This is a genomic window from Pseudomonas sp. MPFS (assembly GCF_022537035.1).
GTDB lineage: Bacteria > Pseudomonadota > Gammaproteobacteria > Pseudomonadales > Pseudomonadaceae > Aquipseudomonas > Aquipseudomonas sessilinigenes.
This window is the reverse complement of record NZ_CP066123.1, coordinates 6,663,829-6,684,237: the sequence shown is the minus strand read 5'-3', so window position 1 is coordinate 6,684,237 and position 20,409 is coordinate 6,663,829. Positions and strand designations below refer to the sequence as shown.

21 protein-coding genes are annotated in these 20,409 nt (G+C 63.1%); 16 read left to right on the top strand and 5 right to left on the bottom strand.

Going from position 1 to position 20,409, the window contains the following annotated elements; genetic code table 11:
* The first annotated feature begins 119 nt into the window (after positions 1-119).
* Both I9018_RS30775 and I9018_RS30770 read left to right on the top strand, forming a co-directional pair.
* Entirely contained in the window at positions 120-752 is a 633-nt protein-coding gene (locus I9018_RS30775) for a 2OG-Fe(II) oxygenase (RefSeq protein WP_241108258.1), read from the top strand.
* 2 nt (positions 753-754) lie between these two features.
* The gene (locus I9018_RS30770) at positions 755-1,243 is read left to right on the top strand and encodes a DUF523 domain-containing protein (RefSeq protein ID WP_241108257.1); all 489 of its coding nucleotides are present in this window, start codon (positions 755-757) and stop codon (positions 1,241-1,243) included.
* Positions 1,244-1,378: 135 nt separating this feature from the next.
* Here the strand turns inward: I9018_RS30770 and I9018_RS30765 are convergent, their stop codons facing one another.
* Positions 1,379-2,161: a transporter substrate-binding domain-containing protein gene (locus I9018_RS30765; RefSeq protein WP_241108256.1), complete on the bottom strand. Its 783-nt coding sequence runs from the start codon at positions 2,159-2,161 to the stop codon at positions 1,379-1,381.
* Positions 2,162-2,292: 131 nt separating this feature from the next.
* Here I9018_RS30765 and I9018_RS30760 point away from each other — a divergent pair, with 131 nt between their 5' ends.
* Entirely contained in the window at positions 2,293-2,730 is a 438-nt protein-coding gene (locus tag I9018_RS30760) for a DUF4399 domain-containing protein (protein ID WP_068575420.1), read from the top strand.
* A 129-nt stretch (positions 2,731-2,859) separates the two neighbouring features.
* Here the strand turns inward: I9018_RS30760 and serA are convergent, their stop codons facing one another.
* Positions 2,860-4,089, bottom strand: a complete 1,230-nt coding sequence (gene serA / locus I9018_RS30755) for a phosphoglycerate dehydrogenase (RefSeq protein ID WP_241108255.1) — start codon at positions 4,087-4,089, stop codon at positions 2,860-2,862.
* A gap of 203 nt (positions 4,090-4,292) precedes the next feature.
* On the opposite strand from serA, the gene I9018_RS30750 reads away from it, so the two are divergent.
* From I9018_RS30750 to I9018_RS30735, 4 genes are all read left to right on the top strand, one after another.
* Positions 4,293-5,687, top strand: a complete 1,395-nt coding sequence (locus I9018_RS30750) for an FAD-binding oxidoreductase (protein WP_068575422.1) — start codon at positions 4,293-4,295, stop codon at positions 5,685-5,687.
* 43 nt (positions 5,688-5,730) lie between these two features.
* Complete coding sequence (locus I9018_RS30745) at positions 5,731-6,396, top strand: fumarylacetoacetate hydrolase family protein (protein WP_068575423.1); 666 nt, start codon at positions 5,731-5,733, stop codon at positions 6,394-6,396.
* A 164-nt stretch (positions 6,397-6,560) separates the two neighbouring features.
* Positions 6,561-7,478: an SdiA-regulated domain-containing protein gene (locus tag I9018_RS30740; protein ID WP_068575424.1), complete on the top strand. Its 918-nt coding sequence runs from the start codon at positions 6,561-6,563 to the stop codon at positions 7,476-7,478.
* Between the two features lie 97 nt (positions 7,479-7,575).
* Positions 7,576-8,484, top strand: coding sequence for an SdiA-regulated domain-containing protein (locus tag I9018_RS30735; protein WP_241108254.1), 909 nt, complete (start codon positions 7,576-7,578; stop codon positions 8,482-8,484).
* Between the two features lie 53 nt (positions 8,485-8,537).
* On the opposite strand, the gene rpiA is transcribed toward I9018_RS30735, so the two are convergent.
* Positions 8,538-9,209 carry a ribose-5-phosphate isomerase RpiA gene (gene rpiA / locus I9018_RS30730; protein WP_068575426.1) on the bottom strand — a complete coding sequence of 224 codons (672 nt, stop codon included), beginning with the start codon at positions 9,207-9,209 and terminating at the stop codon, positions 8,538-8,540.
* A 205-nt stretch (positions 9,210-9,414) separates the two neighbouring features.
* On the opposite strand from rpiA, the gene ilvA reads away from it, so the two are divergent.
* Genes ilvA through I9018_RS30710 form a run of 4 tightly spaced genes read left to right on the top strand, consistent with a single transcriptional unit; the run spans position 9,415 to position 13,136 of the window.
* A complete protein-coding gene (gene ilvA, locus I9018_RS30725; RefSeq protein WP_068575427.1) occupies positions 9,415-10,929 on the top strand; it encodes a threonine ammonia-lyase, biosynthetic in 1,515 nt (504 codons plus the stop codon).
* 38 nt (positions 10,930-10,967) lie between these two features.
* Entirely contained in the window at positions 10,968-11,396 is a 429-nt protein-coding gene (locus I9018_RS30720; protein WP_068575428.1) for a DUF2269 family protein, read from the top strand.
* A gap of 19 nt (positions 11,397-11,415) precedes the next feature.
* Positions 11,416-12,672: an SDR family oxidoreductase gene (locus I9018_RS30715; protein WP_241108253.1), complete on the top strand. Its 1,257-nt coding sequence runs from the start codon at positions 11,416-11,418 to the stop codon at positions 12,670-12,672.
* Complete coding sequence (locus I9018_RS30710; RefSeq protein ID WP_068575430.1) at positions 12,669-13,136, top strand: DUF2269 domain-containing protein; 468 nt, start codon at positions 12,669-12,671, stop codon at positions 13,134-13,136. The genes I9018_RS30715 and I9018_RS30710 overlap by 4 nt, the downstream gene beginning before the upstream one ends.
* Positions 13,137-13,180: 44 nt before the next feature.
* Here the strand turns inward: I9018_RS30710 and I9018_RS30705 are convergent, their stop codons facing one another.
* Entirely contained in the window at positions 13,181-13,837 is a 657-nt protein-coding gene (locus I9018_RS30705; RefSeq protein ID WP_068575431.1) for an HAD family hydrolase, read from the bottom strand.
* A 143-nt stretch (positions 13,838-13,980) separates the two neighbouring features.
* On the opposite strand from I9018_RS30705, the gene I9018_RS30700 reads away from it, so the two are divergent.
* Both I9018_RS30700 and ptsP read left to right on the top strand, forming a co-directional pair.
* Positions 13,981-14,460, top strand: a complete 480-nt coding sequence (locus tag I9018_RS30700; protein WP_011064073.1) for an RNA pyrophosphohydrolase — start codon at positions 13,981-13,983, stop codon at positions 14,458-14,460.
* 22 nt (positions 14,461-14,482) lie between these two features.
* A complete protein-coding gene (gene ptsP / locus I9018_RS30695) occupies positions 14,483-16,762 on the top strand; it encodes a phosphoenolpyruvate--protein phosphotransferase (RefSeq protein WP_068575432.1) in 2,280 nt (759 codons plus the stop codon).
* A 42-nt stretch (positions 16,763-16,804) separates the two neighbouring features.
* On the opposite strand, the gene I9018_RS30690 is transcribed toward ptsP, so the two are convergent.
* On the bottom strand, positions 16,805-17,551 hold the full coding sequence (locus I9018_RS30690; protein WP_068575433.1) for an NRDE family protein: 747 nt from the start codon (positions 17,549-17,551) through the stop codon (positions 16,805-16,807).
* Between the two features lie 123 nt (positions 17,552-17,674).
* Between I9018_RS30690 and I9018_RS30685 the strand changes: the two genes are divergently transcribed.
* The 3 genes from I9018_RS30685 to I9018_RS30675 all read left to right on the top strand — a co-directional run bounded on the left by I9018_RS30685 (position 17,675) and on the right by I9018_RS30675 (position 20,366).
* Entirely contained in the window at positions 17,675-18,457 is a 783-nt protein-coding gene (locus tag I9018_RS30685; RefSeq protein WP_068575434.1) for a sulfite exporter TauE/SafE family protein, read from the top strand.
* Between the two features lie 79 nt (positions 18,458-18,536).
* Positions 18,537-19,346, top strand: coding sequence for a prolipoprotein diacylglyceryl transferase (lgt, locus tag I9018_RS30680; protein ID WP_241108252.1), 810 nt, complete (start codon positions 18,537-18,539; stop codon positions 19,344-19,346).
* A gap of 48 nt (positions 19,347-19,394) precedes the next feature.
* Entirely contained in the window at positions 19,395-20,366 is a 972-nt protein-coding gene (locus I9018_RS30675; RefSeq protein WP_241108251.1) for a thymidylate synthase, read from the top strand.
* Positions 20,367-20,409: the final 43 nt, after the last annotated feature.

The following is a 20,409-nucleotide window of genomic DNA, read 5'->3' as shown; positions in this document are numbered from 1 at the left end:
GGGCAAGAGGGTGGTTGTCGAGAATTCGTATCAGATGAAGTCATGGTTCCAGGCACGTTGGAAAAAAAGCTGAATCTGCCGCCCTGCGGCTCTGTCAGATTTATCTGCGGCTGGATACTATGCGCGCCATGCACATACCCTCTGATCATCCGCTGTTGTTGAGCATCGTCGACGACCTGGCCGCCCGTGGCTGGTCGCAGCAGGATATTTTCCTGCCTGAGGCTCTGACCCTCGACCTGGCTGCCGAGTGCCGTAAACGTGCCGCCGAGGGCGAACTGGCTCCAGCGGCGGTTGGGCGCGGCCCTGCCCAGGAAATCCGCGAGGGTATCCGCGGCGACCATATCCAGTGGCTCGAGCCCGGCCAGGCCGAGGCCAGCGACGCCTACCTGGCGCTCATGGACAGCCTGCGCGAAGCCTTGAACCGTGGCCTGTTCCTCGGCCTGGAGGATTTCGAGTGTCATTTCGCGATGTACCCACCAGGGGCCTTCTACAAGCGCCATGTGGACCGCTTTCGCGACGATGACCGGCGCATGGTGTCGGCGGTGATCTACCTCAACTCGCAATGGCTGCCCGAGCATGGCGGGCAACTGCGCATGTACCTGGGGGAGCGCGGCGAGCACGATGTCGATCCGGTCGGCGGCCGGCTAGTGGTATTCCTCTCCGGCGAAATGCCCCATGAAGTCCTGCCCGCGACCCGGGAACGCCTGTCCTTGACCGGCTGGTTCCGACGCCGTGGCAACGAGCCGTTCTGACCATGCACAAGATCCTGGTCAGCCGCTGCCTGCTGGGCCACCGAGTACGCTACGACGGTGGTGCCAGCGGCCCCTTCGATCAATTGGCGGCCTGGCAGCAGGAAGGGCGCGTGGTGGCGCTGTGTCCGGAAGTGGCTGGTGGCTTGCCGACACCACGGGCCGCGGCGGAAATCCCGGGTGGCCAGGGCGTCGATGTGCTGCAGGGGCGGGCACCGGTGATGACCACGGAAGGTGAAGATGTCAGCGCCGAGTTCCTCTCCGGGGCCCGGCAGGCTTTGGCCCTGGTGGAAAAGCACGGCATCCGCATTGCCGTGCTCAAGGCCAACAGCCCGTCTTGCGGTAACCTGTTGACCTATGACGGCACCTTCAGTGGGGTCAAGGTCCCGGGAGAGGGCGTCACCGCCGCCTTGCTCAAGCAACATGGCGTGCAGGTCTTCAGCGAGTTGCAACTGCTCGAGGCCGCCAGGGCCCTCGCCGCATTGTCCTCGTAACCGCTGTCGAGTTTCAGTGAGGCTGCGATAAGGCCCGCAGCGCCTCGCTTGGCATACTCTCGCCAAACCTTTGGCGTCCCTGCGGTGCAATCCTTCGAGCCATTCGCGGCCTGCGCCAGTGGCTACAGCTCAGGTTTATTGCTCGGTCTCGCCCTTGGGCGGTTTGCTGGCGTCGATGCCGAACCATTTTTCCGACAGGGTCATCAGCCGGCCATCGGCCTTGATCCGCTGCAGGGCGCCGTTCAGGCTGGCACGAAAGGCCGGATTACCCTTCTGGAAGGGAATGGCCAGGCTCAGGGTAGGCCCCACCTTGGCGCCTTCCTTCACTGGCAGGCGGCTGTCACGAATGGCGTAGGGGATCAGCAGGCGATCGCTGATGGCGGCATCGATCTGCTTGTCCGCTACATCCTTGATCGGCTGCTGGGCGTCGGCATAGCTGCGCAGGTTGATCCCTTCCACGGTCCGTGCCTGGTCGACGAACTGGCTGCCCTGGGCCACACCGAGGGCCCGGCCGCGCAGGGATTGCAGGTTGAAGAGTGGGTGTTGTTCTTCCTTGCGCACGATCAGTTGGGCGTTGGAGTAGCTATAGGGTTCACTGAAGTCGAAACGATCCTTGAGTTCCGGGGTCACTGCTATGTGGTTGATGGCGACGTCGAAGCGACCGCTCTCGACACCAGGCAGCAGCTCGGCGGCCTCGGTCACGACGAAGTCGGCGCGTACGTCCAGTTCGCTGGCCAGCAACTGCCCCAGTTCGACCTCGAAGCCGGTGAGCCTGCCTTCGTCCTTGAAGTTGAAGGGGGGGGTATCGGCTTCCAGGGCAATGCGCAGTTCACCACGGTCGTTGATGTCGTCAATCAGTTCGGCTTGGGCGCAGAGGCTTACCAGAGGTAGCAAAAGTATCAGGCCAGGCAAACGCATGGTCACTCCTTGAAGTCATATGAGCGATGCGCCATTCAGGCTCGCTTTGCTAAGGTGTTGAGTGCCTTCGACAACGAATCGCCACGAAGTTGTCATAACCGTAAAAGATTTGCGGAAAACTGGAGAAAAAAATGAATAAATTCATGTCTTGCGCGGCACTGGCCGGTCTGTTGCTGGGGGCCTCATTGCAGGTCGGCGCCGCTGAAATTCCTCGTACTCAGGCACCCGCCGGTGCCAAGGTGTTCATCGTATCTCCAGCTGACGGAGATACCGTGGACAAGACCTTCAAGGTCAAGTTCGGCGTCGAGGGCATTGCCCTGGCGCCGGCTGGCGACCAGGCCGCCAATACCGGCCACCATCACCTGCTGATCGATGTCGACCAACTGCCGGCCGAGAACATGCCGATCCCGATGGACGCCAAGCACCTGCATTTCGGCAAGGCCCAGACCGAGACCGAAGTGACCCTGGCCCCGGGCAAGCACACCCTGCAACTGGAGCTGGGAGACAAGAACCACGTACCGTTCGACCCGGTGATCGTCTCCAAGAAAATCACAGTGACAGTGAAATAAACGTAAATGCCGCGCAAAAAAAGGGAGCCCATCAAGGCTCCCTTTTTTGTACGGCTAGCTACAAGGCTGCAGCTACAAACCAGGGCGGGCCCTTGCTTGCCGCTTGAAACTTGCCGCTTGCAGCTGCTCTTAGAACAGCACCCGGCAACGGATGGTGCCGTTGATGTGCTGCAGTTTCTCTTGAGCGAGGTCCGAGTATTCGGCGTCGACGTCGATCACCACGTAGCCGACCTTCTCGTTGGTCTGCAGGAACTGGCCGGAGATGTTGATGCCGTTTTCGGCGAAGACCTTGTTGATCTCGCTCATCACGCCCGGAATGTTCTCGTGGATGTGCAGCAGGCGGTGCTTGCCAGGGTGGGCAGGCAGGGCCACTTCGGGGAAGTTGACCGAGGACACCGAGGTACCGTTGTCGCTGTACTTGACCAGCTTCTCGGCCACTTCCAGGCCAATGTTGGCCTGGGCTTCGGCAGTGGAACCGCCGATGTGCGGGGTCAGGATCACGTTGTCCAGGCCGCGCAGCGGGCTTTCGAACTCTTCGTCGTTGGAGCGTGGCTCGACCGGGAACACGTCGATGGCTGCGCCGATCAGGTGCTTGTCCTTGATCGCGTCCGCCAGGGCGTCCAGCTCGACCACGGTACCGCGAGCAGCGTTGATCAGGATGCCGCCCTTCTTGATGGCACGGATTTCCTTCTCGCCGATCATCCACTGGGTGGCTGCGGTTTCCGGTACGTGCAGGGTCACGATGTCGGACATGCCCAGCAGCTCGTGCAGGTTGCCCACCTGGGTGGCGTTGCCCAGCGGCAGCTTGGTCACGGTGTCGTAGAAGAACACCTGCATGCCCAGGCCCTCGGCCAGGACCGACAGCTGGGTGCCAATGGAGCCATAACCGACGATACCCAGCTTCTTGCCGCGGATTTCGAAGGAATTGGCTGCGCTCTTGATCCAGCCGCCACGGTGGCAGGATGCATTTTTCTCGGGGATGCCGCGTAGCAGCAGGATGGCCTCGGCCAGTACCAGCTCGGCTACCGAGCGGGTGTTGGAGTAAGGCGCGTTGAACACTGCGATGCCGCGCTCGCGAGCAGCAGCCAGGTCAACCTGGTTGGTGCCGATGCAGAAGCACCCTACTGCGACCAGTTTCTTCGCGTGGTCGAAGATCTCTTCGGTCAGTTGGGTACGGGAGCGAATACCGATGAAGTGTGCATCGGCGATCTTTTCCTTGAGCTGGGCTTCGGGCAGAGAACTGGTGAGGTACTCGATGTTGGTGTAGCCGGCGGCCTTGAGCACGTCGACAGCGGATTGGTGGACGCCTTCGAGGAGAAGGAACTTGATCTTGCTCTTATCGAGAGAAGTCTTGCTCATCTGCGTAAACCTGTGTCCCGGAGAAAATTGGCAGGGAAGTGGACAGCTTGAGCTGACCTGGGCGGCGCGTGGCCGACACCGCAGAAGGCCCTTGGGCACTCTTCTGCGGGGGCGGTATGCTAGCATACGCGCCCCGCTAAACACTCATTCCTGCGACGTGAAGCGTTCTCAGGATGACCATGAATTGTTCGAGAGTTCTGTCGATGACCAATCCTGCCCTGATTGATGAGCTGAAGACCCTGGTTGAGCCCGGCAAGGTGCTGACCGACGCTGACTCGCTGAATGCCTACGGCAAGGATTGGACCAAGCACTTCGCCCCCGCACCCACGGCCATCGTGTTCCCCAAGACCATCGAACAGGTCCAGGCCATCGTCCGCTGGGCCAACCAGCACAAGGTGGCGCTGGTGCCTTCGGGCGGTCGTACCGGATTGTCGGCCGCTGCCGTGGCGGCCAGCGGCGAAGTGGTGGTGTCCTTCGACTACATGAACCAGATTCTCGAACTGAACCTGACCGATCGCACCGCAGTGTGCCAGCCGGGCGTGGTCACCGAGCAACTGCAGAACCTGGCGGAAGAAAACGGCCTGTACTACCCGGTGGACTTCGCTTCGGCAGGTTCCAGCCAAATTGGCGGCAATATTGGCACCAATGCCGGCGGGATCAAGGTCATTCGCTACGGAATGACCCGTAACTGGGTGGCTGGCATGAAGGTGGTCACCGGTAACGGCGACCTGCTTGAACTGAACAAGGACCTGATCAAGAACGCCACCGGCTACGACCTGCGCCAGTTGTTCATCGGCGCCGAGGGCACCCTGGGTTTCGTGGTCGAGGCCACCATGCGCCTGGATCGCGCGCCGAAGAACCTCACCGCCATGGTCCTGGGCACGCCTGACTTCGACTCGATCATGCCGGTGCTGCATGCGTTCCAGGGCAAGGTCGACCTGACGGCTTTCGAGTTCTTCTCCGACAAGGCGCTGGCCAAGGTCCTGGCCCGCGGCGACGTACCGGCGCCATTCGAATCCGACTGCCCGTTCTACGCCCTGCTGGAATTCGAAGCCACCACCGAAGAGGTGGCCAACCACGCCCTGGAGACTTTCGAGCATTGCGTCGAGCAGGGCTGGGTCCTGGATGGCGTGATGAGCCAGAGCGAAACCCAGCTGCAGAATCTGTGGAAGCTGCGCGAGTACATCTCCGAGACCATCTCCCACTGGACCCCGTACAAGAACGACATCTCGGTCACAGTGTCGAAAGTGCCGGCATTCCTCCAGGAAATCGACGCCATCGTCGGCAAGCACTACCCGGACTTCGAGATCGTCTGGTTCGGCCATATCGGCGACGGCAACCTGCACCTGAACATCCTCAAGCCGGACAACCTGAGCAAGGACGAGTTCTTCGCCAAGTGCGCCACGGTCAACAAATGGGTGTTCGAAACCGTCGAGAAGCACAATGGCTCGATCTCCGCGGAACATGGCGTAGGCATGACCAAGCGCGATTACCTGACCTATAGCCGCTCGCCGGTGGAGATCGAGTACATGAAGGCGGTCAAGGCGGTATTCGATCCGAACGGCATCATGAATCCGGGCAAGATCTTCGCTGCCTGAATCCAGGCAGCGTCCAGAGCACGCGTACGAGCAGGAGTCGGTAATGAGCTATCAGCACCAGTATGTCGACGGTACCCGGATTCATTTCCCGGTGGGCAAGGTGGTATGCATCGGTCGCAACTACGCCGAGCACGCCAAGGAGCTGGACAACCCGGTTCCCACCGAGCCCTTGTTGTTTATCAAGCCCGGTAGCTGCGTCGTTCCCCTGGAGGGCGGTTTCGCCATTCCTACCGAGCGTGGCTCGGTGCATTACGAGGCCGAGATTGCCGTGTTGATCGGCAAGCCGCTGTCCACCAAGCCCAGCCGTGAAGAGGTGCTGGATGCCATTTCCGGCTTCGCCCCGGCCCTGGACCTGACCCTGCGGGACAAGCAGGCCGAACTGAAAGCCAAGGGCCTGCCCTGGGAAATCGCCAAGTCGTTCGATGGCGCGGCGGTGATCGCGCCCTTTGTAGTGGGCAGTACCTTTGCCGACCTGGGCGATATCGGCATTCGCCTGACCATCAATGGCGAGGTGCGCCAGGATGGCAACAGCAGCATCATGCTCAATCCCATCGTCCCCATGATCCAGTACATGGCTGGCTGCTTCTCCCTGCAAGCTGGCGATGTGATTCTCACCGGCACACCGGTGGGTGTCGGTCCGCTGAACGTGGGGGATGAGCTGGTACTGGAGTTGCCAGGCGCCAGTCGCTTTACCAGTAGCGTCCGTTGATCGGAAACTTTCTGCGAGGCGGCCCTGAATATCTGGACGCCTCGTAAAAACGCCAGGGCATTAACCGTTTTTTCACATTCTCTCTGGATAATCACTGGGTTTACCGTTCGCGGATGTGAAATCTGCGTGCTATTACCTATGGCCGAGCTTCTGGAATCTGTGAAATGGATGCCCAACCGCTGACCAAACCTTTTACTCTGCGCCGCCTGCGCATGCGTTGGTATTCCTGGCTGCTGTTGGCCGGGGTGATCAGCTATGGCGTCGCCAGCATCATGCACTGGGATGACCGTGGTGCGCTTTGGGTCCAGGAAGGCTTCGTCAGTCCTGCCGAGCGCAACGCCAGTATCTGGCTGCCTGCCTATCGCGCGGTGATCGATGCCAAGGTCCTGCCGGGCATGGAGCGTGATGAAGCTTCCGATCTTTCCTACAGTCCGCAGACCAAGACCCTGTTTTCGGTGATGGGCAAACACCCGTTCCTGGTGGAGTTGACCCTGCAGGGCGATGTCCTGCGCAAGATTCCCCTGGTGGGCTGGAGCAACCCGGAAGGGGTGGCGGTCATGGAAAACGGCCTGTTGGCGATTGTCGATGAGCGCGAGCATTCGCTGGTGGTCGTCAAGGTCGATGGCAATACCAGGGAGCTGAACATCGCGGACTTCCCGAAGTATGACCTGGGCCCCTCGGCAGACCAGAACAAGGCTTTCGAGGCTGTGGCCTGGGACCCGCGCAAGCAGCAACTGCTGTTGGGAGAGGAGCGTCCGCCGGCGTTGTTCACCTGGAGCAGCGACGGTACCGTGCTCAAGGGCGACAAGCAGAAGCTGCCTAGCGACGAGCTCGACCTGCGCAATCTATCGGCGTTGGGGATCGACCCGCGCACCGGCCATACCCTGGTGCTGTCTGCCGACTCCCACCTGTTGCTGGAGTTGGACGAGCAAGGCGAACAAGTCAGCTTCATGACCCTGCTCGGTGGTTTCAACGGCCTGGAACACACCATTCCGCGGGCCGAAGGCGTAGCCATGGACGAAGCTGGCAACCTGTATATGGTCAGTGAGCCCAATCTGTTCTACCGCTTCGAGAAGCGCTGAGTCCTGGCCCGGTTTCCCGGGCCTTCCCGCGGATTAAGCTTGAATTCAGTCGGCTGTGATATTTCATCGGCCTGTCCTGATTTCGAGCCTGTCCGCCATGTACCCTCTGAGTCGTCTTCATTCCCTCTCTCTATTGCTCTGCCTGGTGGCCGTGCTGTTTGTCGCGTTCGCGCATAACCAGCGGTTGTGGCAGCGCGCCTGGTTCGACTGGCAGGCCTACTGGCAGGCGGGTGATCCTCGCTCGCTGAGCCTGGGCGATTACCGAGTGGTGCGTGAGGCGCAGCTTATCGAGGGCCTGGACGATGTCTCGGCGCTGACCTACGACCCGCTGCGCAATAGCCTGTTCACCGTTACCAACAAGAACGCCGAGCTGATCGAGCTGTCCCTGGAGGGGCAGGTTCTCCGGCGGATCGCCCTGGCCGGCTTCACGGACCCGGAGGCGGTGGAGTTCATCAGTGCCGATACTTACGTCATCAGTGATGAGCGCCAGCAGCGGCTGGTGAAGATCCACCTGCAAGAGGACACGACGCAGGTGGATGCGGCGCTGTCCGAGCAGGTGACCCTCGGCATGCACCTGGGAGGTAACAAGGGGTTCGAAGGCCTGGCCTACGATGCCTCGGGCAAGCGGCTGTTCGTCGCCAAGGAGCGCGATCCGATGCTGATCTATGAGGTGCGGGGCTTTCCCGACAGCGACCCGCACGCGCCTCGTGGCATGCATGTGGTGAATGATCCCAAGCGCGACGCGGGGTTGTTCGTGCGTGATCTCTCCAGCTTGCAGTACGACGCGGGCAGCGGGCATCTGCTGGCTTTGTCGGATGAGTCGCGGCTGATCGTAGAGCTGGATACCGAGGGGCGTCCGTTGAGTACCCTGGCACTGGGCAGGGGGCGCCAAGGCTTGAGCAAGGCTGTGCCCCAGGCAGAAGGAATGGCCATGGACAAGGCGGGCACGCTGTACCTGGTCAGTGAGCCGAACCTGTTCTACGTCTTCAGGAAGCCTGGGGAATAAGCCATGTGCTGCCAGTGCGGGCGCCCGGTGAGCGCCTGCGCTGGCTCGGGGCATCAGGCCTTGAGGGTCTTCACGCCTTCAGCGGTGCCCAGCAGCAGCACATCGGCGGGGCGTGCGGCGAACAGGCCGTTGGTGACCACGCCGACGATGGCATTGATCTGGCTTTCCAGTTCCACCGGGTTGCTGATCTGCATGTTATGCACGTCGAGGATGATGTTGCCGTTGTCGGTGATCACGCCTTCGCGGTACACCGGGTCGCCGCCGAGCTTCACCAGCTCGCGCGCCACGTGGCTGCGGGCCATCGGGATCACTTCCACTGGCAGCGGGAAAGCGCCCAGCACCGGGACCAGCTTGCTGGCATCGGCGATGCAGATGAAGGTCTTGGCCACGGCTGCGACGATCTTTTCCCGGGTCAGGGCCGCGCCGCCGCCCTTGATCAGGTTCAGGTGCGCATCGCTTTCGTCGGCGCCGTCGATGTAGAACTCCAGCTCGCTGACGGTGTTGAGCTCGTACACCGGGATGCCATGGCCCTTGAGGCGCGCGGCGGTGGCTTCGGAGCTGGCCACGGCGCCGTCGAAGGCGCCCTTGTGCTGGGCCAGGGCGTCGATGAAGCAGTTGGCGGTGGAGCCGGTGCCGACCCCGACGATGCTCTTGTCGTCGAGTTTCGGCAGGATGAGGTCGACGGCGGCCTGGGCGACGGCCTGTTTGAGTTGATCCTGGGTCATGCGGGCTCCGAAGCGGGCAGGGGGCACAAAGCCCGGCATTATAGGCGCCGGCGCCGGCCAGGTCATTGCCCGTCTGGCCACTCGTTTGCCTGGATTGGCGACAGGTCCCGGAGACAGGCCAAAACCTCTGTATTCGTGTGGTCGCCCGGGCAAACGCTGGGTTAGACTCCTTGGCCCTGCCCAACCCGCTCAGTGATGCTTTCCGATGCTCGAACAGTACGTAAAGAAGATCCTCACCTCGCGCGTTTATGACGTTGCCGTAGAAACCCCGTTGCAGTCCGCTCGCCAGCTCTCCGAGCGGCTGGGCAACCAGGTCTGGCTCAAGCGCGAAGACTTGCAGCCGGTGTTCTCGTTCAAGATTCGCGGCGCCTACAACAAGCTGACCCAGCTCACCGATGTCGAACGCGCCCGTGGCGTGGTCACCGCCTCGGCGGGCAACCATGCCCAGGGCCTGGCCTTGGCCGCCAAGGTGCTGGGGGTCAAGGCCACTATCGTGATGCCCAAGACCACTCCCGAGATCAAGGTCGAAGGCGTGCGCTCCCGTGGCGGCAAGGTGGTGCTGCACGGCGATACGTTCCCCGAAGCGCTGGCCTATTCGCTGAAACTGGTGGACGAGAAGGGTTACGTCTACATCCATCCCTACGACGATCCCCACACCATTGCCGGGCAGGGCACGGTGGCCATGGAGATCCTGCGCCAGCATCCCGGCCCGCTGGATGCGATCTTCGTGCCGGTCGGCGGCGGCGGGCTGATCGCCGGCATCGCAGCCTATGTGAAGTACCTGCGTCCCGAGACGCGGGTGATCGGCGTCGAGCCGGACGACTCCAACTGCCTGCAAATGGCCATGGCCGCCGGCGAGCGGGTGGTGTTGCCAACCGTGGGCATCTTCGCCGACGGCGTGGCCGTGGCGCAGATCGGCCAGCACACCTTCGATATCTGCAAGGACCACGTCGACGAGGTCATCACGGTCAGCACCGACGAGATCTGTGCGGCAATCAAGGATATCTACGACGATACCCGCTCGATCACCGAACCTGCCGGTGCCCTCGGGGTGGCGGGGATCAAGAAGTACGTCGAGCAGCGTGGCATCACCGGGCAGACCCTGGTGGCCATCGATTCCGGTGCCAACGTCAACTTCGACCGCCTGCGCCACGTGGCCGAGCGCGCCGAGCTGGGTGAGGGCCGCGAAGCCATCATCGCCGTGACCATTCCCGAGCAGCCTGGCAGCTTCAAGGCCTTCTGCGAGGCGGTGGGCAAACGCCAGATCACCGAATTCAACTACCGCTACAACACCGGCAGCGAGGCGCACATTTTCGTCGGCGTGCAGACCCACCCGGAAAACGACCCGCGCAGTGCCCTGATCGCCAACCTGACTGACCAGGGTTTCCCGGTGATCGACCTGACCGATAACGAACTGGCCAAGTTGCACATTCGCTACATGGTCGGTGGGCGTGCGGAGAAGGTCAGCGACGAACTGGTCCTGCGCTTCGAGTTCCCGGAGCGCCCGGGCGCCTTGTTCAACTTCCTCAACAAGCTGGGCGGGCGCTGGAACATTTCCATGTTCCACTACCGTAACCACGGTGCGGCGGACGGGCGAGTGGTCGCTGGCCTGCAGGTGCCGGCCGAGGAGCGCCACCTGGTTCCTGCGGCCCTGGAGCAGATCGGTTATCCGTACTGGGACGAAAGCGACAACCCGGCCTACCAGCTGTTCCTCGGCTGAGCGGCTACGCTGAATCGAGGCCTTAAGGACACGAGAATATGGAAACGCTGAGCACGCTGAAGACGCTTCATGTATCGGCCACGGTATTGCTGCTGGGCAGCGCGCTGGGCTTGGCTATCTGGGTCTGGCGCCTGCGCCGCCAGGGTGACGCGGGGGTCTACAGCCGGGTACTGCACCGCCCGGGCCTGTTCGGCTGGTTGCTACTGGCCCTGGGCCTGGTGACCCTGCCGGTCACCGGTTGGTGGCTGGTGCACCTGGTGGGTTGGCCGCTGGGGCAGACCTGGGTCCTGGGCTCCAGCGTGCTCTACACCCTGGGGGCGCTGGCCTGGCTATGGCTGATGGTGCGGCTCAATCGCCTGCGCGTGGCCAAGGCTGCCAGTGGCCTGGCTTTTACCCTGGTCCTGGCGGTCTTCAGCGCCCTGTGTTTCGTCACCATTGCCGGCCTCATGGGGGCCAAGCCGGTCTGATCCGGTCTTAAGGATTGCCATGAAGGTTGTTCTGGTGGGGGCCACAGGGTTTGTCGGCCGTCATCTGCTGGCGGCGTTGCACGCCGCCGGTCATCAATTGATCGCTACCAGCCGCCAGCCACAACCTCGGGGTTTGCCCGGGGTGCAGTGGTTGCAGCTGGATCTTGACCGTCTCGGTCGTGAGCCCGGTTCGTTCGAACTGCCAGCGGATACCGACCTGCTGATCAATGCCGCCGGTTTGCTGAGCAACGACCCCCAGGCCTTGAACCTGACCCAGGACCTGGGTACGCGCGCGCTGTTCGACCTGGCGGCGGCTCGTGGCGCGCGAGTCCTGCAGATTTCCGCGTTGGGCGCCGGCAGCCAGCCTCGGGTGCCGTTCCTGGCAAGCAAGGCCGTGGCGGACGACTATCTGCTGGGCCTGGGCATTTCAGCCGTGGTGCTGCGTCCTTCATTGGTGCTGGGGGCGGGTGGTGCCAGTAGCGGTTGGCTGGCACGACTCTCGCCCTGGCCGCTGATCCCGCTGCTGTCCTCCAGGGCACAGATGCAGCCCCTGCATGTGGATGACTTGAGCGCCGCGGTGCTGGCGCTGCTGCGGCAGTGGCCGACAGAATCCATGGTCCTGCCGCTGGTTGGCCCGGAGCGGATGACCATGGGGCAATTGCTCGATCGCCTGCGAGCGGCCCAGGGCTGGGCGCCGGCCCGTTATATCCAGTTGCCGGGGCCGCTCCTGGGCCTGGCCGCGCTGCTGGGCGAGCGCCTGGGTTGGCGGGCGCTGAGCCGGCAAAGCCTGAGCATGGCCCGGCAGGACAACCTGGCGGACCCCGAGGTGCTGGCATCGGTCTGTGGTTATCACGCCGCTCCCCTGGCGACGCGCCTGCAGGGCTGGCCCCAGGCCGGGCAAACCACCCAGTGGGTGCTGCGGCCGCTACTATTGGCGGTGATGGTGCTGATCTGGCTCGGGACGGCAGTGGTGTGCATCGGGCCCGGCTACGACTGGGGCCTGCGGATCATGGCCGAGGCTGGGGTGCAGGGCGCCTGGGCGGTGCTGGCGGTGATCGGCGGTTCGCTCTGCGACGCGGTGCTCGGCGTCGGCCTGCTGCTGCGGCGCTGGCGCCGGCGGGCTTTGCAGGCGCAATTGCTGCTGATGCTTGGCTACACAATGATCATCAGCCTGATCCTGCCGCATTTCTGGTTTGACCCTTATGCCGCCGTCGCCAAGAACCTGGTGCTGATGGTGGCGACCCTTTGGCTGTTGTGGACCGAACCTCGTCGATGAGCGCTTACCTGCTGCTGAAAACCCTGCATATCCTGTCTTCCACCGTGCTCTTCGGCCTGGGCGCCGGGTCGGCCTACTATGCCTTGCGGGCCTGGCGCAGCGGCCAGGTGCAGGTGATCGCCGTGACCTTCAGGCACCTGGTGTTCGCCGACTGGGCCTTCACCGCGACCACAGCGGTGTTCCAGCCGCTGAGCGGGCTGGGCCTGATCCACCTGGCAGGATGGTCGATCCAGCAGTCCTGGCTGATGTGGAGCCTGGGGCTGTATGTCTTGGCGGGGGTGTGCTGGCTGCCGGTGGTCTGGTTGCAGATCCGGGTGCACAAGATGGCCGAGCAGGCCTTGCGCGATGGGACGCCGATGCCGATGCGCGCCACTCTCTATATGCGCTGGTGGTTCGCCCTGGGCTGGCCGGCGTTCCTGGCCTTCATGGCGATCTTCTACCTGATGGTGGCCAAGCCGGCCTGATGCCCAGAGCGGCCCCGGACCGCACTGCGGCCCGGGGCGCCGCTTCAATCGCGCAGGCTGATCACCTGCCAGCCGCGTTTCTGGGCTTCGGCGCGCAGGTTGGGGTCAGGGTCGACGGCCACCGGAGTGGTCACCTGCTCCAGCAGCGGCAGGTCATTCATCGAATCGCTGTAGAAATAGCTGTCTTGCAGGTCGTGGCCGGTTTCTTCCATCCAGCGCAGCAGGCGGGTCACCTTGCCCTCGCGAAAGCACGGTACGTCGGTGCTGCGGCCGGTGTAGCGACCGTCCTGCATCTCGCACTCGGTAGCGATCAGGGTTTCCACGCCCAGGCGCTCGGCGATCGGGGCGGTGACGAAGCGGTTGGTGGCGGTGATGATCACCAGCTTGTCGCCAGCCTCGCGGTGCCGGGCCAGCAGGGCCTGGGCCTTGGGCAGCAGGATCGGCTCGATGCAGTCGCGCATGTAGTCGCGATGCCATTGTTCCAGCACGTCCATGTCGGTGCGGCCGAGGACTTCCAGGCAGAAATTCAGGTACGCGGCGTTGTCGAGCTTGCCGGCCAGGTAGTCCTGGTAGAACTCGTCGTTGCGGGCCTTGTAGGCCACGGGGTCGAGGAAGCCCTTCTCGCACAGGTAGTCGCCCCAGGCATGGTCGCTATCGCCACCCAGGAGTGTGTTGTCCAAGTCGAATAAAGCCAGGCGCATTGCAGTTACTCACTGAAAAGTCTTGGAAAAGGCCCCCAGAATACGGTCTTTTCACAAGAGTGCACATAAGCTTGGCAGCCTCGTTGCTGCATTCCCAAGCTTTATGGAACAATGCGGCGACATGCGTTTGCGAGGTTGTAGCCGTGATCGACCCCGATGGTTTTCGCCCCAATGTCGGGATCATTCTGACGAATGATGCCGGCCAGGTGCTATGGGCTCGCCGTATCAATCAAGATGCCTGGCAGTTTCCCCAAGGCGGCATCAACCCCGACGAGACGCCGGAAGACGCTCTTTATCGCGAGTTGAACGAAGAAGTGGGCCTGGAGCGCGAAGATGTGCAAATTCTCGCCTGCACCCGCGGCTGGTTGCGCTATCGTTTGCCGCAGCGCCTGGTAAGGACCCACAGCCAACCGCTGTGCATCGGCCAAAAGCAGAAATGGTTTCTCTTGCGCCTGATCTCCAACGAGCAGCGGGTGCGGATGGATTTGACCGGTAAACCGGAATTCGATGGCTGGCGCTGGGTCAGTTATTGGTACCCGTTGGGCCAGGTGGTGACATTCAAGCGCGAAGTGTATCGCCGCGCTCTCAAAGAGCTTGCCCCGCGCCTTCTAGTGCGCGACTGACGACGGAGTTCGACCCCGAGCCATGCTCAATACGCTGCGCAAGATCGTCCAGGAAGTTAACTCCGCCAAGGATCTCAAGACGGCGTTGGGGATCATCGTCTTGCGCGTCAAAGAGGCCATGGGCAGCCAGGTCTGCTCCGTCTACCTGCTGGACCCGGAAACCAACCGTTTCGTGCTGATGGCGACCGAAGGCTTGAACAAGCGTTCCATCGGCAAGGTCAGCATGGCTCCCAACGAAGGCCTGGTGGGCCTGGTAGGCACTCGGGAAGAACCCCTCAACCTGGAAAACGCCGCCGATCACCCCCGCTACCGCTACTTCGCCGAGACCGGCGAGGAGCGCTATGCCTCCTTCCTCGGGGCGCCGATCATCCACCACCGGCGGGTGGTCGGGGTCCTGGTGATCCAGCAGAAGGAGCGCCGCCAGTTCGACGAAGGCGAAGAAGCCTTCCTGGTGACCATGAGTGCCCAGCTGGCCGGGGTTATCGCCCATGCCGAGGCCACCGGCTCGATCCGCGGCCTGGGACGCCAGGGCAAGGGTATCCAGGAAGCCAAGTTCGTTGGCGTGCCGGGTTCTCCCGGCGCCGCCGTGGGCAGCGCGGTGGTGATGCTGCCGCCGGCCGACCTGGACGTGGTGCCGGACAAGCACATCACCGATATCGACGCCGAGCTGGCGTTGTTCAGGAGCGCCCTGGAAGGGGTGCGCGCCGACATGCGGGCGTTGTCGGAAAAGCTCGCGACCCAGTTGCGTCCCGAGGAGCGGGCGCTGTTCGACGTCTACCTGATGATGCTCGACGATGCCTCCCTGGGCAGCGAAGTGAAGGCCGTGATCAAGACCGGCCAATGGGCCCAGGGTGCGTTGCGCCAGGTGGTCAGCGATCACGTCAACCGTTTCGAACTGATGGACGATGCCTACCTGCGCGAGCGCGCCTCGGACGTCAAGGACCTGGGCCGGCGGCTCCTGGCCTACCTCCAGGAAGAGCGCCAGCAGACCCTGGTCTACCCCGACAACACCATCCTGGTCAGCGAGGAGCTGACTCCAGCCATGCTCGGCGAAGTGCCCGAGGGCAAGCTGGTGGGCCTGGTCTCGGTACTGGGCTCGGGCAACTCCCACGTGGCGATCCTGGCCCGGGCCATGGGTATCCCGACGGTGATGGGCCTGGTCGACCTGCCGTACTCCAAGGTCGATGGCATCCAGATGATCGTCGATGGCTACCATGGCGAGGTCTACACCAACCCCAGCGACGTGCTGCGCAAGCAGTTCGCCGATGTGGTGGAAGAGGAGCGGCAACTGGCCCAGGGCCTGGATGCGCTGCGCGACCAGCCTTGCGTGACCCCCGATGGCCACCGCATGCCGCTGTGGGTCAACACCGGCCTGCTGGCGGACGTGGCCCGGGCGCAGAAGCGTGGTGCCGAGGGCGTGGGGCTGTACCGCACCGAAGTGCCGTTCATGATCAACCAGCGCTTCCCCAGCGAAAAGGAACAGCTGGCGATCTACCGTGAACAACTGGCGGCTTTCCATCCGCAGCCGGTCACCATGCGTAGCCTGGACATCGGTGGCGACAAGTCGCTGTCCTACTTCCCGATCAAGGAAGATAACCCGTTCCTGGGCTGGCGCGGTATCCGCGTGACCCTCGACCACCCGGAGATATTCCTGGTGCAGGCCCGGGCCATGCTCAAGGCCAGCGAGGGCCTGAACAACCTGCGCATCCTGTTGCCAATGATCTCCGGCATCCACGAGCTGGAAGAGGCGCTGCACCTGATCCACCGGGCCTGGGGCGAGGTGCGCGACGAAGGCACCGACGTGCCGATGCCACCGGTGGGGGTGATGATCGAGATTCCAGCGGCGGTGTACCAGACCAAGGAACTGGCGCGCCAGGTGGACTTCCTGTCGGTGGGTTCCAACGACCTGACCCAGTACCTGCTGGCGGTGGACCGCAACAACCCGCGGGTGGCCGACCTCTACGACTACCTGCACCCGGCGGTGTTGCAAGCCCTGCAGACCGTGGTCCGCGACGCCCACGCCGAAGGCAAGCCGGTGAGTATCTGTGGCGAGATGGCCGGCGACCCGGCCGCTGCGGTGCTGCTGATGGCCATGGGTTTTGACAGCCTGTCGATGAACGCCACCAACCTGCCGAAGGTGAAGTGGATGCTGCGCCAGATCAGCATGACCAAGGCCAAGGAATTGCTGGACGAGATGATGACCATCGACAACCCGCAAGTTATCCACAGCTCGCTGCAGCTGGCGCTGAAGAAGCTCGGCCTGGCGCGGATGATCAACCCCGCGTCGAACAAGACCCTCTAGTTCGCGTGCCGGTCCTCCTTGAGACCGGCCGCCGACGGCGCCTCAAATCCTCAGTTCGATCTCTCCCAGATGCCCGCCATAGGGGCCAAAGCTGCGCTCGACCAGATGCCGTGAGCCGTCGGCGTGGACGATCAGCGCGGTACTGGCGCGAGTGCCATAACTGGGACTGGCAATGAAGATGCTCGACAGCAGGCTCTCGGTGGCCAGGCCCACGCCAGTGTCTGGCAAGTCGGCGAAAGGCGCGGTCTGCGGGTCGCCCAACAGCGCCAGCAAGGCCTCGGGCCGGGGATCGTCCAGCACCTCACGCAGCGCGGCCTTGGCCTTGAGCAGCTTGGGCCAGGGGGTGTCCAGGCCGGCATTGGACAGGCCATAGACGCCAGCCTCCAGCTGGCGTGGCTCCGGGTCATGGGCGTTGTAGTGCCAGAGCTGGTCCGCGGTACCCAGCAGCAGGTTGAAACCGGCGTATTCCAGGGAGCGGCCCACTACGTCACGCAGGTACTCGTCCAGGTCGATGGTGCCGGCCAGGAAGCGTGCCACCAGTTCCCCGCGAGAGCGACGTGCCGGCGGCTGGTGCGGGTTGCGGATATTGGTCAGGGCCGCGAAGCGCCCGTCGGCGCCGACCCCGAGCCAGGTGCCGCCGGCCTCCAGGTCGCGTCCGGCGTGGATCTGTGGCGACTCCGGCCATTGCGCCAGGGGCAGGCTGGGCCGGGCATAGAACTCGTCACGGTTGGCCGCGACGATCAGCGGTTGGGTGTGTCCCGGTCGCCAGGCAAAGACAATCAAGCACATGAAGGTGGCCCCCTGTGTGTTTTTGCCCACTTTACGCACAGAGCCGATGGGTATCCATCGTCATCCGGTGGAGTCCTGGGCCGCGCATCCGTTACCATGCCGAACTCATTTTTGGATGCTCCCATGGAATTTCTGCTCTATCTGCTCTTGGGCGCCTGTGCGGGCGTACTGGCCGGGCTGTTCGGCGTAGGCGGCGGAATCATCATCGTTCCGGTGCTGGTGTTCAGTTTCACCCTGCAAGGCTTCGATGCCTCGGTGCTGACCCACCTGGCAGTGGGCACCTCCCTGGCCAGCATCATCTTCACGTCCATCAATTCAGTGCGCGAACACCACCGCCGGGGCGCGGTGCGCTGGCCGATATTCGCCTGGATGACCCTGGGCATCCTCATGGGGGCCGGGTTCGGGGCGTTGACGGCCGAGGCCATTTCCGGCCCGCACCTGCAGAAGATCATCGGCGTGTTCGCCCTGGTGATCGCCGTGCAGATGGCCCTGGAACTCAAGCCCAAGGCCAGCCGCGAGGTGCCCGGCAAGCTTGGCCTGACCGCTGCCGGTGGGGTGATCGGCTGGGCCTCGGCGATCTTTGGCATTGGTGGTGGCTCGCTGACGGTGCCATTCCTCACCTGGCGCAGCGTGCCGATGCAGCAGGCCGTGGCCACTTCCTCGGCCTGCGGTTTGCCCATCGCCCTGGCCAGTGCGTTAAGTTTCATGATTCTGGGCTGGCATGATCCCCTGTTGCCGGCTCATAGTCTGGGCTTCATCTATCTACCGGCGCTGTTGGGCATCGCCCTGACCAGCATGGTGTTCGCCCGTATCGGTGCGCGCCTGGCCCACAAACTGTCACCGCGACTGTTGAAGCGAATGTTCGCCGCGCTGCTGTTCTGCGTGGGGACCAGCTTCCTGTTCTGAGTCGTGACGCAATCCTGGCTTAATCCTGGCGTGACAGTTTCGCCCGGAACCGAAGTCCCAACCCTTACGAGGAGTCGTAATGCTGCCTTACCCGCAGATTGATCCGGTGGCCGTGGCCATCGGCCCGCTGAAAATCCACTGGTACGGCCTGATGTACCTGATCGGCATCGGCGGTGCCTGGTTGCTGGCGTCGCGCCGGCTGAACCGCTTCGATCCGACCTGGACCAAGGAAAAACTCTCGGACCTGGTGTTCTGGTTGTCCATGGGCGTGATCGTCGGCGGGCGCCTGGGCTACGTGCTGTTCTACGACCTCGGCGCCTACCTGGCCAACCCGACCCTGATCTTCGAGGTGTGGAAGGGTGGCATGTCGTTCCACGGCGGTTTCATCGGGGTGATGCTGGCGGCCTGGTGGTTTGGCAAGCGCAACAACAAGACCTTCTTCGAACTGATGGACTTCGTCGCCCCCATGGTGCCGATCGGCCTGGGCGCCGGGCGCATCGGCAACTTCATCAACGCCGAGCTGTGGGGCAAGGCCACCGACCTGCCCTGGGCCATGGTGTTCCCGCCGTTCAGCGATCCGGCGCAGTTGCCGCGCCATCCGTCGCAGCTGTACCAGTTCGCCCTGGAAGGTGTGGCGTTGTTCCTGATCCTCTGGCTGTTCTCGCGCAAGCCGCGCCCGACCATGGCGGTCTCGGGGATGTTCGCGCTGTTCTACGGAATATTCCGTTTCATCGTCGAATTCGTGCGGGTGCCGGATGCCCAGCTGGGCTACCTGGCGTGGAACTGGCTGACCATGGGTCAGATTCTGTGCGTTCCGATGATCCTCGGTGGCCTCGGATTGATCTGGCTGGCTTATCATCGCGCTCCGGCCAAGAGTGCCGCGCAATAAATTCGAATCCCGGGGCGCAGGTCCCGGGTTCAGGGATGCAGGTAATTCATGAAGCAATATCTTGATCTGGTGGCCCACGTCATCAACAACGGCACCAAGCAGGCCAACCGCACCGGTGTGAACACCATCAGCTTCCCCGGGGCGATGCTGCGCTACGACCTCAAGGAAGGCTTCCCGGCCATCACCACGCGCAAGATGGCGTTCAAGTCGGCCATTGGCGAAATGGTTGGCTTCCTGCGCGGTGTGAACAACGCCGCCGAGTTCCGTGCCCTGGGCTGCAAGGTCTGGGACCAGAACGCCAACGAAAACGCCCAGTGGCTGGCCAACCCGTTCCGCCAGGGCGAGGACGACCTGGGCGAGATCTACGGCGTGCAATGGCGCAAATGGCCGGCCTACAAGCAGATCAAGGTCGCCAACCAGGCCGCCATCGAGTTGGCGCTGAGCCAGGGCTACCGGCAGATCGCCGCGGGCGAAGAAGAGGGCGAAGCCTACGTGGTGCTGTACAAGGCCATCGACCAGGTGCGCCAGTGCGTCGATACCATCATCAACGACCCGGGCAGCCGGCGCATCCTGTTCCACGGCTGGAACTGCGCCCAGCTGGATGAAATGGCCTTGCCGCCGTGCCACCTGCTGTACCAGTTCCATCCGAATGTCGAGACCCGGGAAATCTCCCTGACCCTCTACATCCGTTCCAACGACCTGGGCCTGGGCACACCGTTCAACCTCACCGAGGGCGCGGCGCTGCTGAGCCTGATCGGTCGCCTGACTGGCTATACCCCACGTTGGTTCACCTATTTCATCGGTGATGCCCACGTCTACGAGAACCACCTGGACATGCTCAACGAGCAGCTCAAGCGCGAGCCGTTCCCGATGCCCAAGCTGGTGATCTCCGACCGGGTGCCGGAGTTCGCCAAGACCGGCGTGTACCAGCCGCAGTGGCTGGAGCTGATCGAGCCGGGCGACTTCTCCCTGGAAGGCTACGAACACCATGCGCCAATGACCGCGCCCATGGCGGTCTAGCCCCCCCTGTCCTGAACCAATCGGGGGCCTTGCGATCCATATC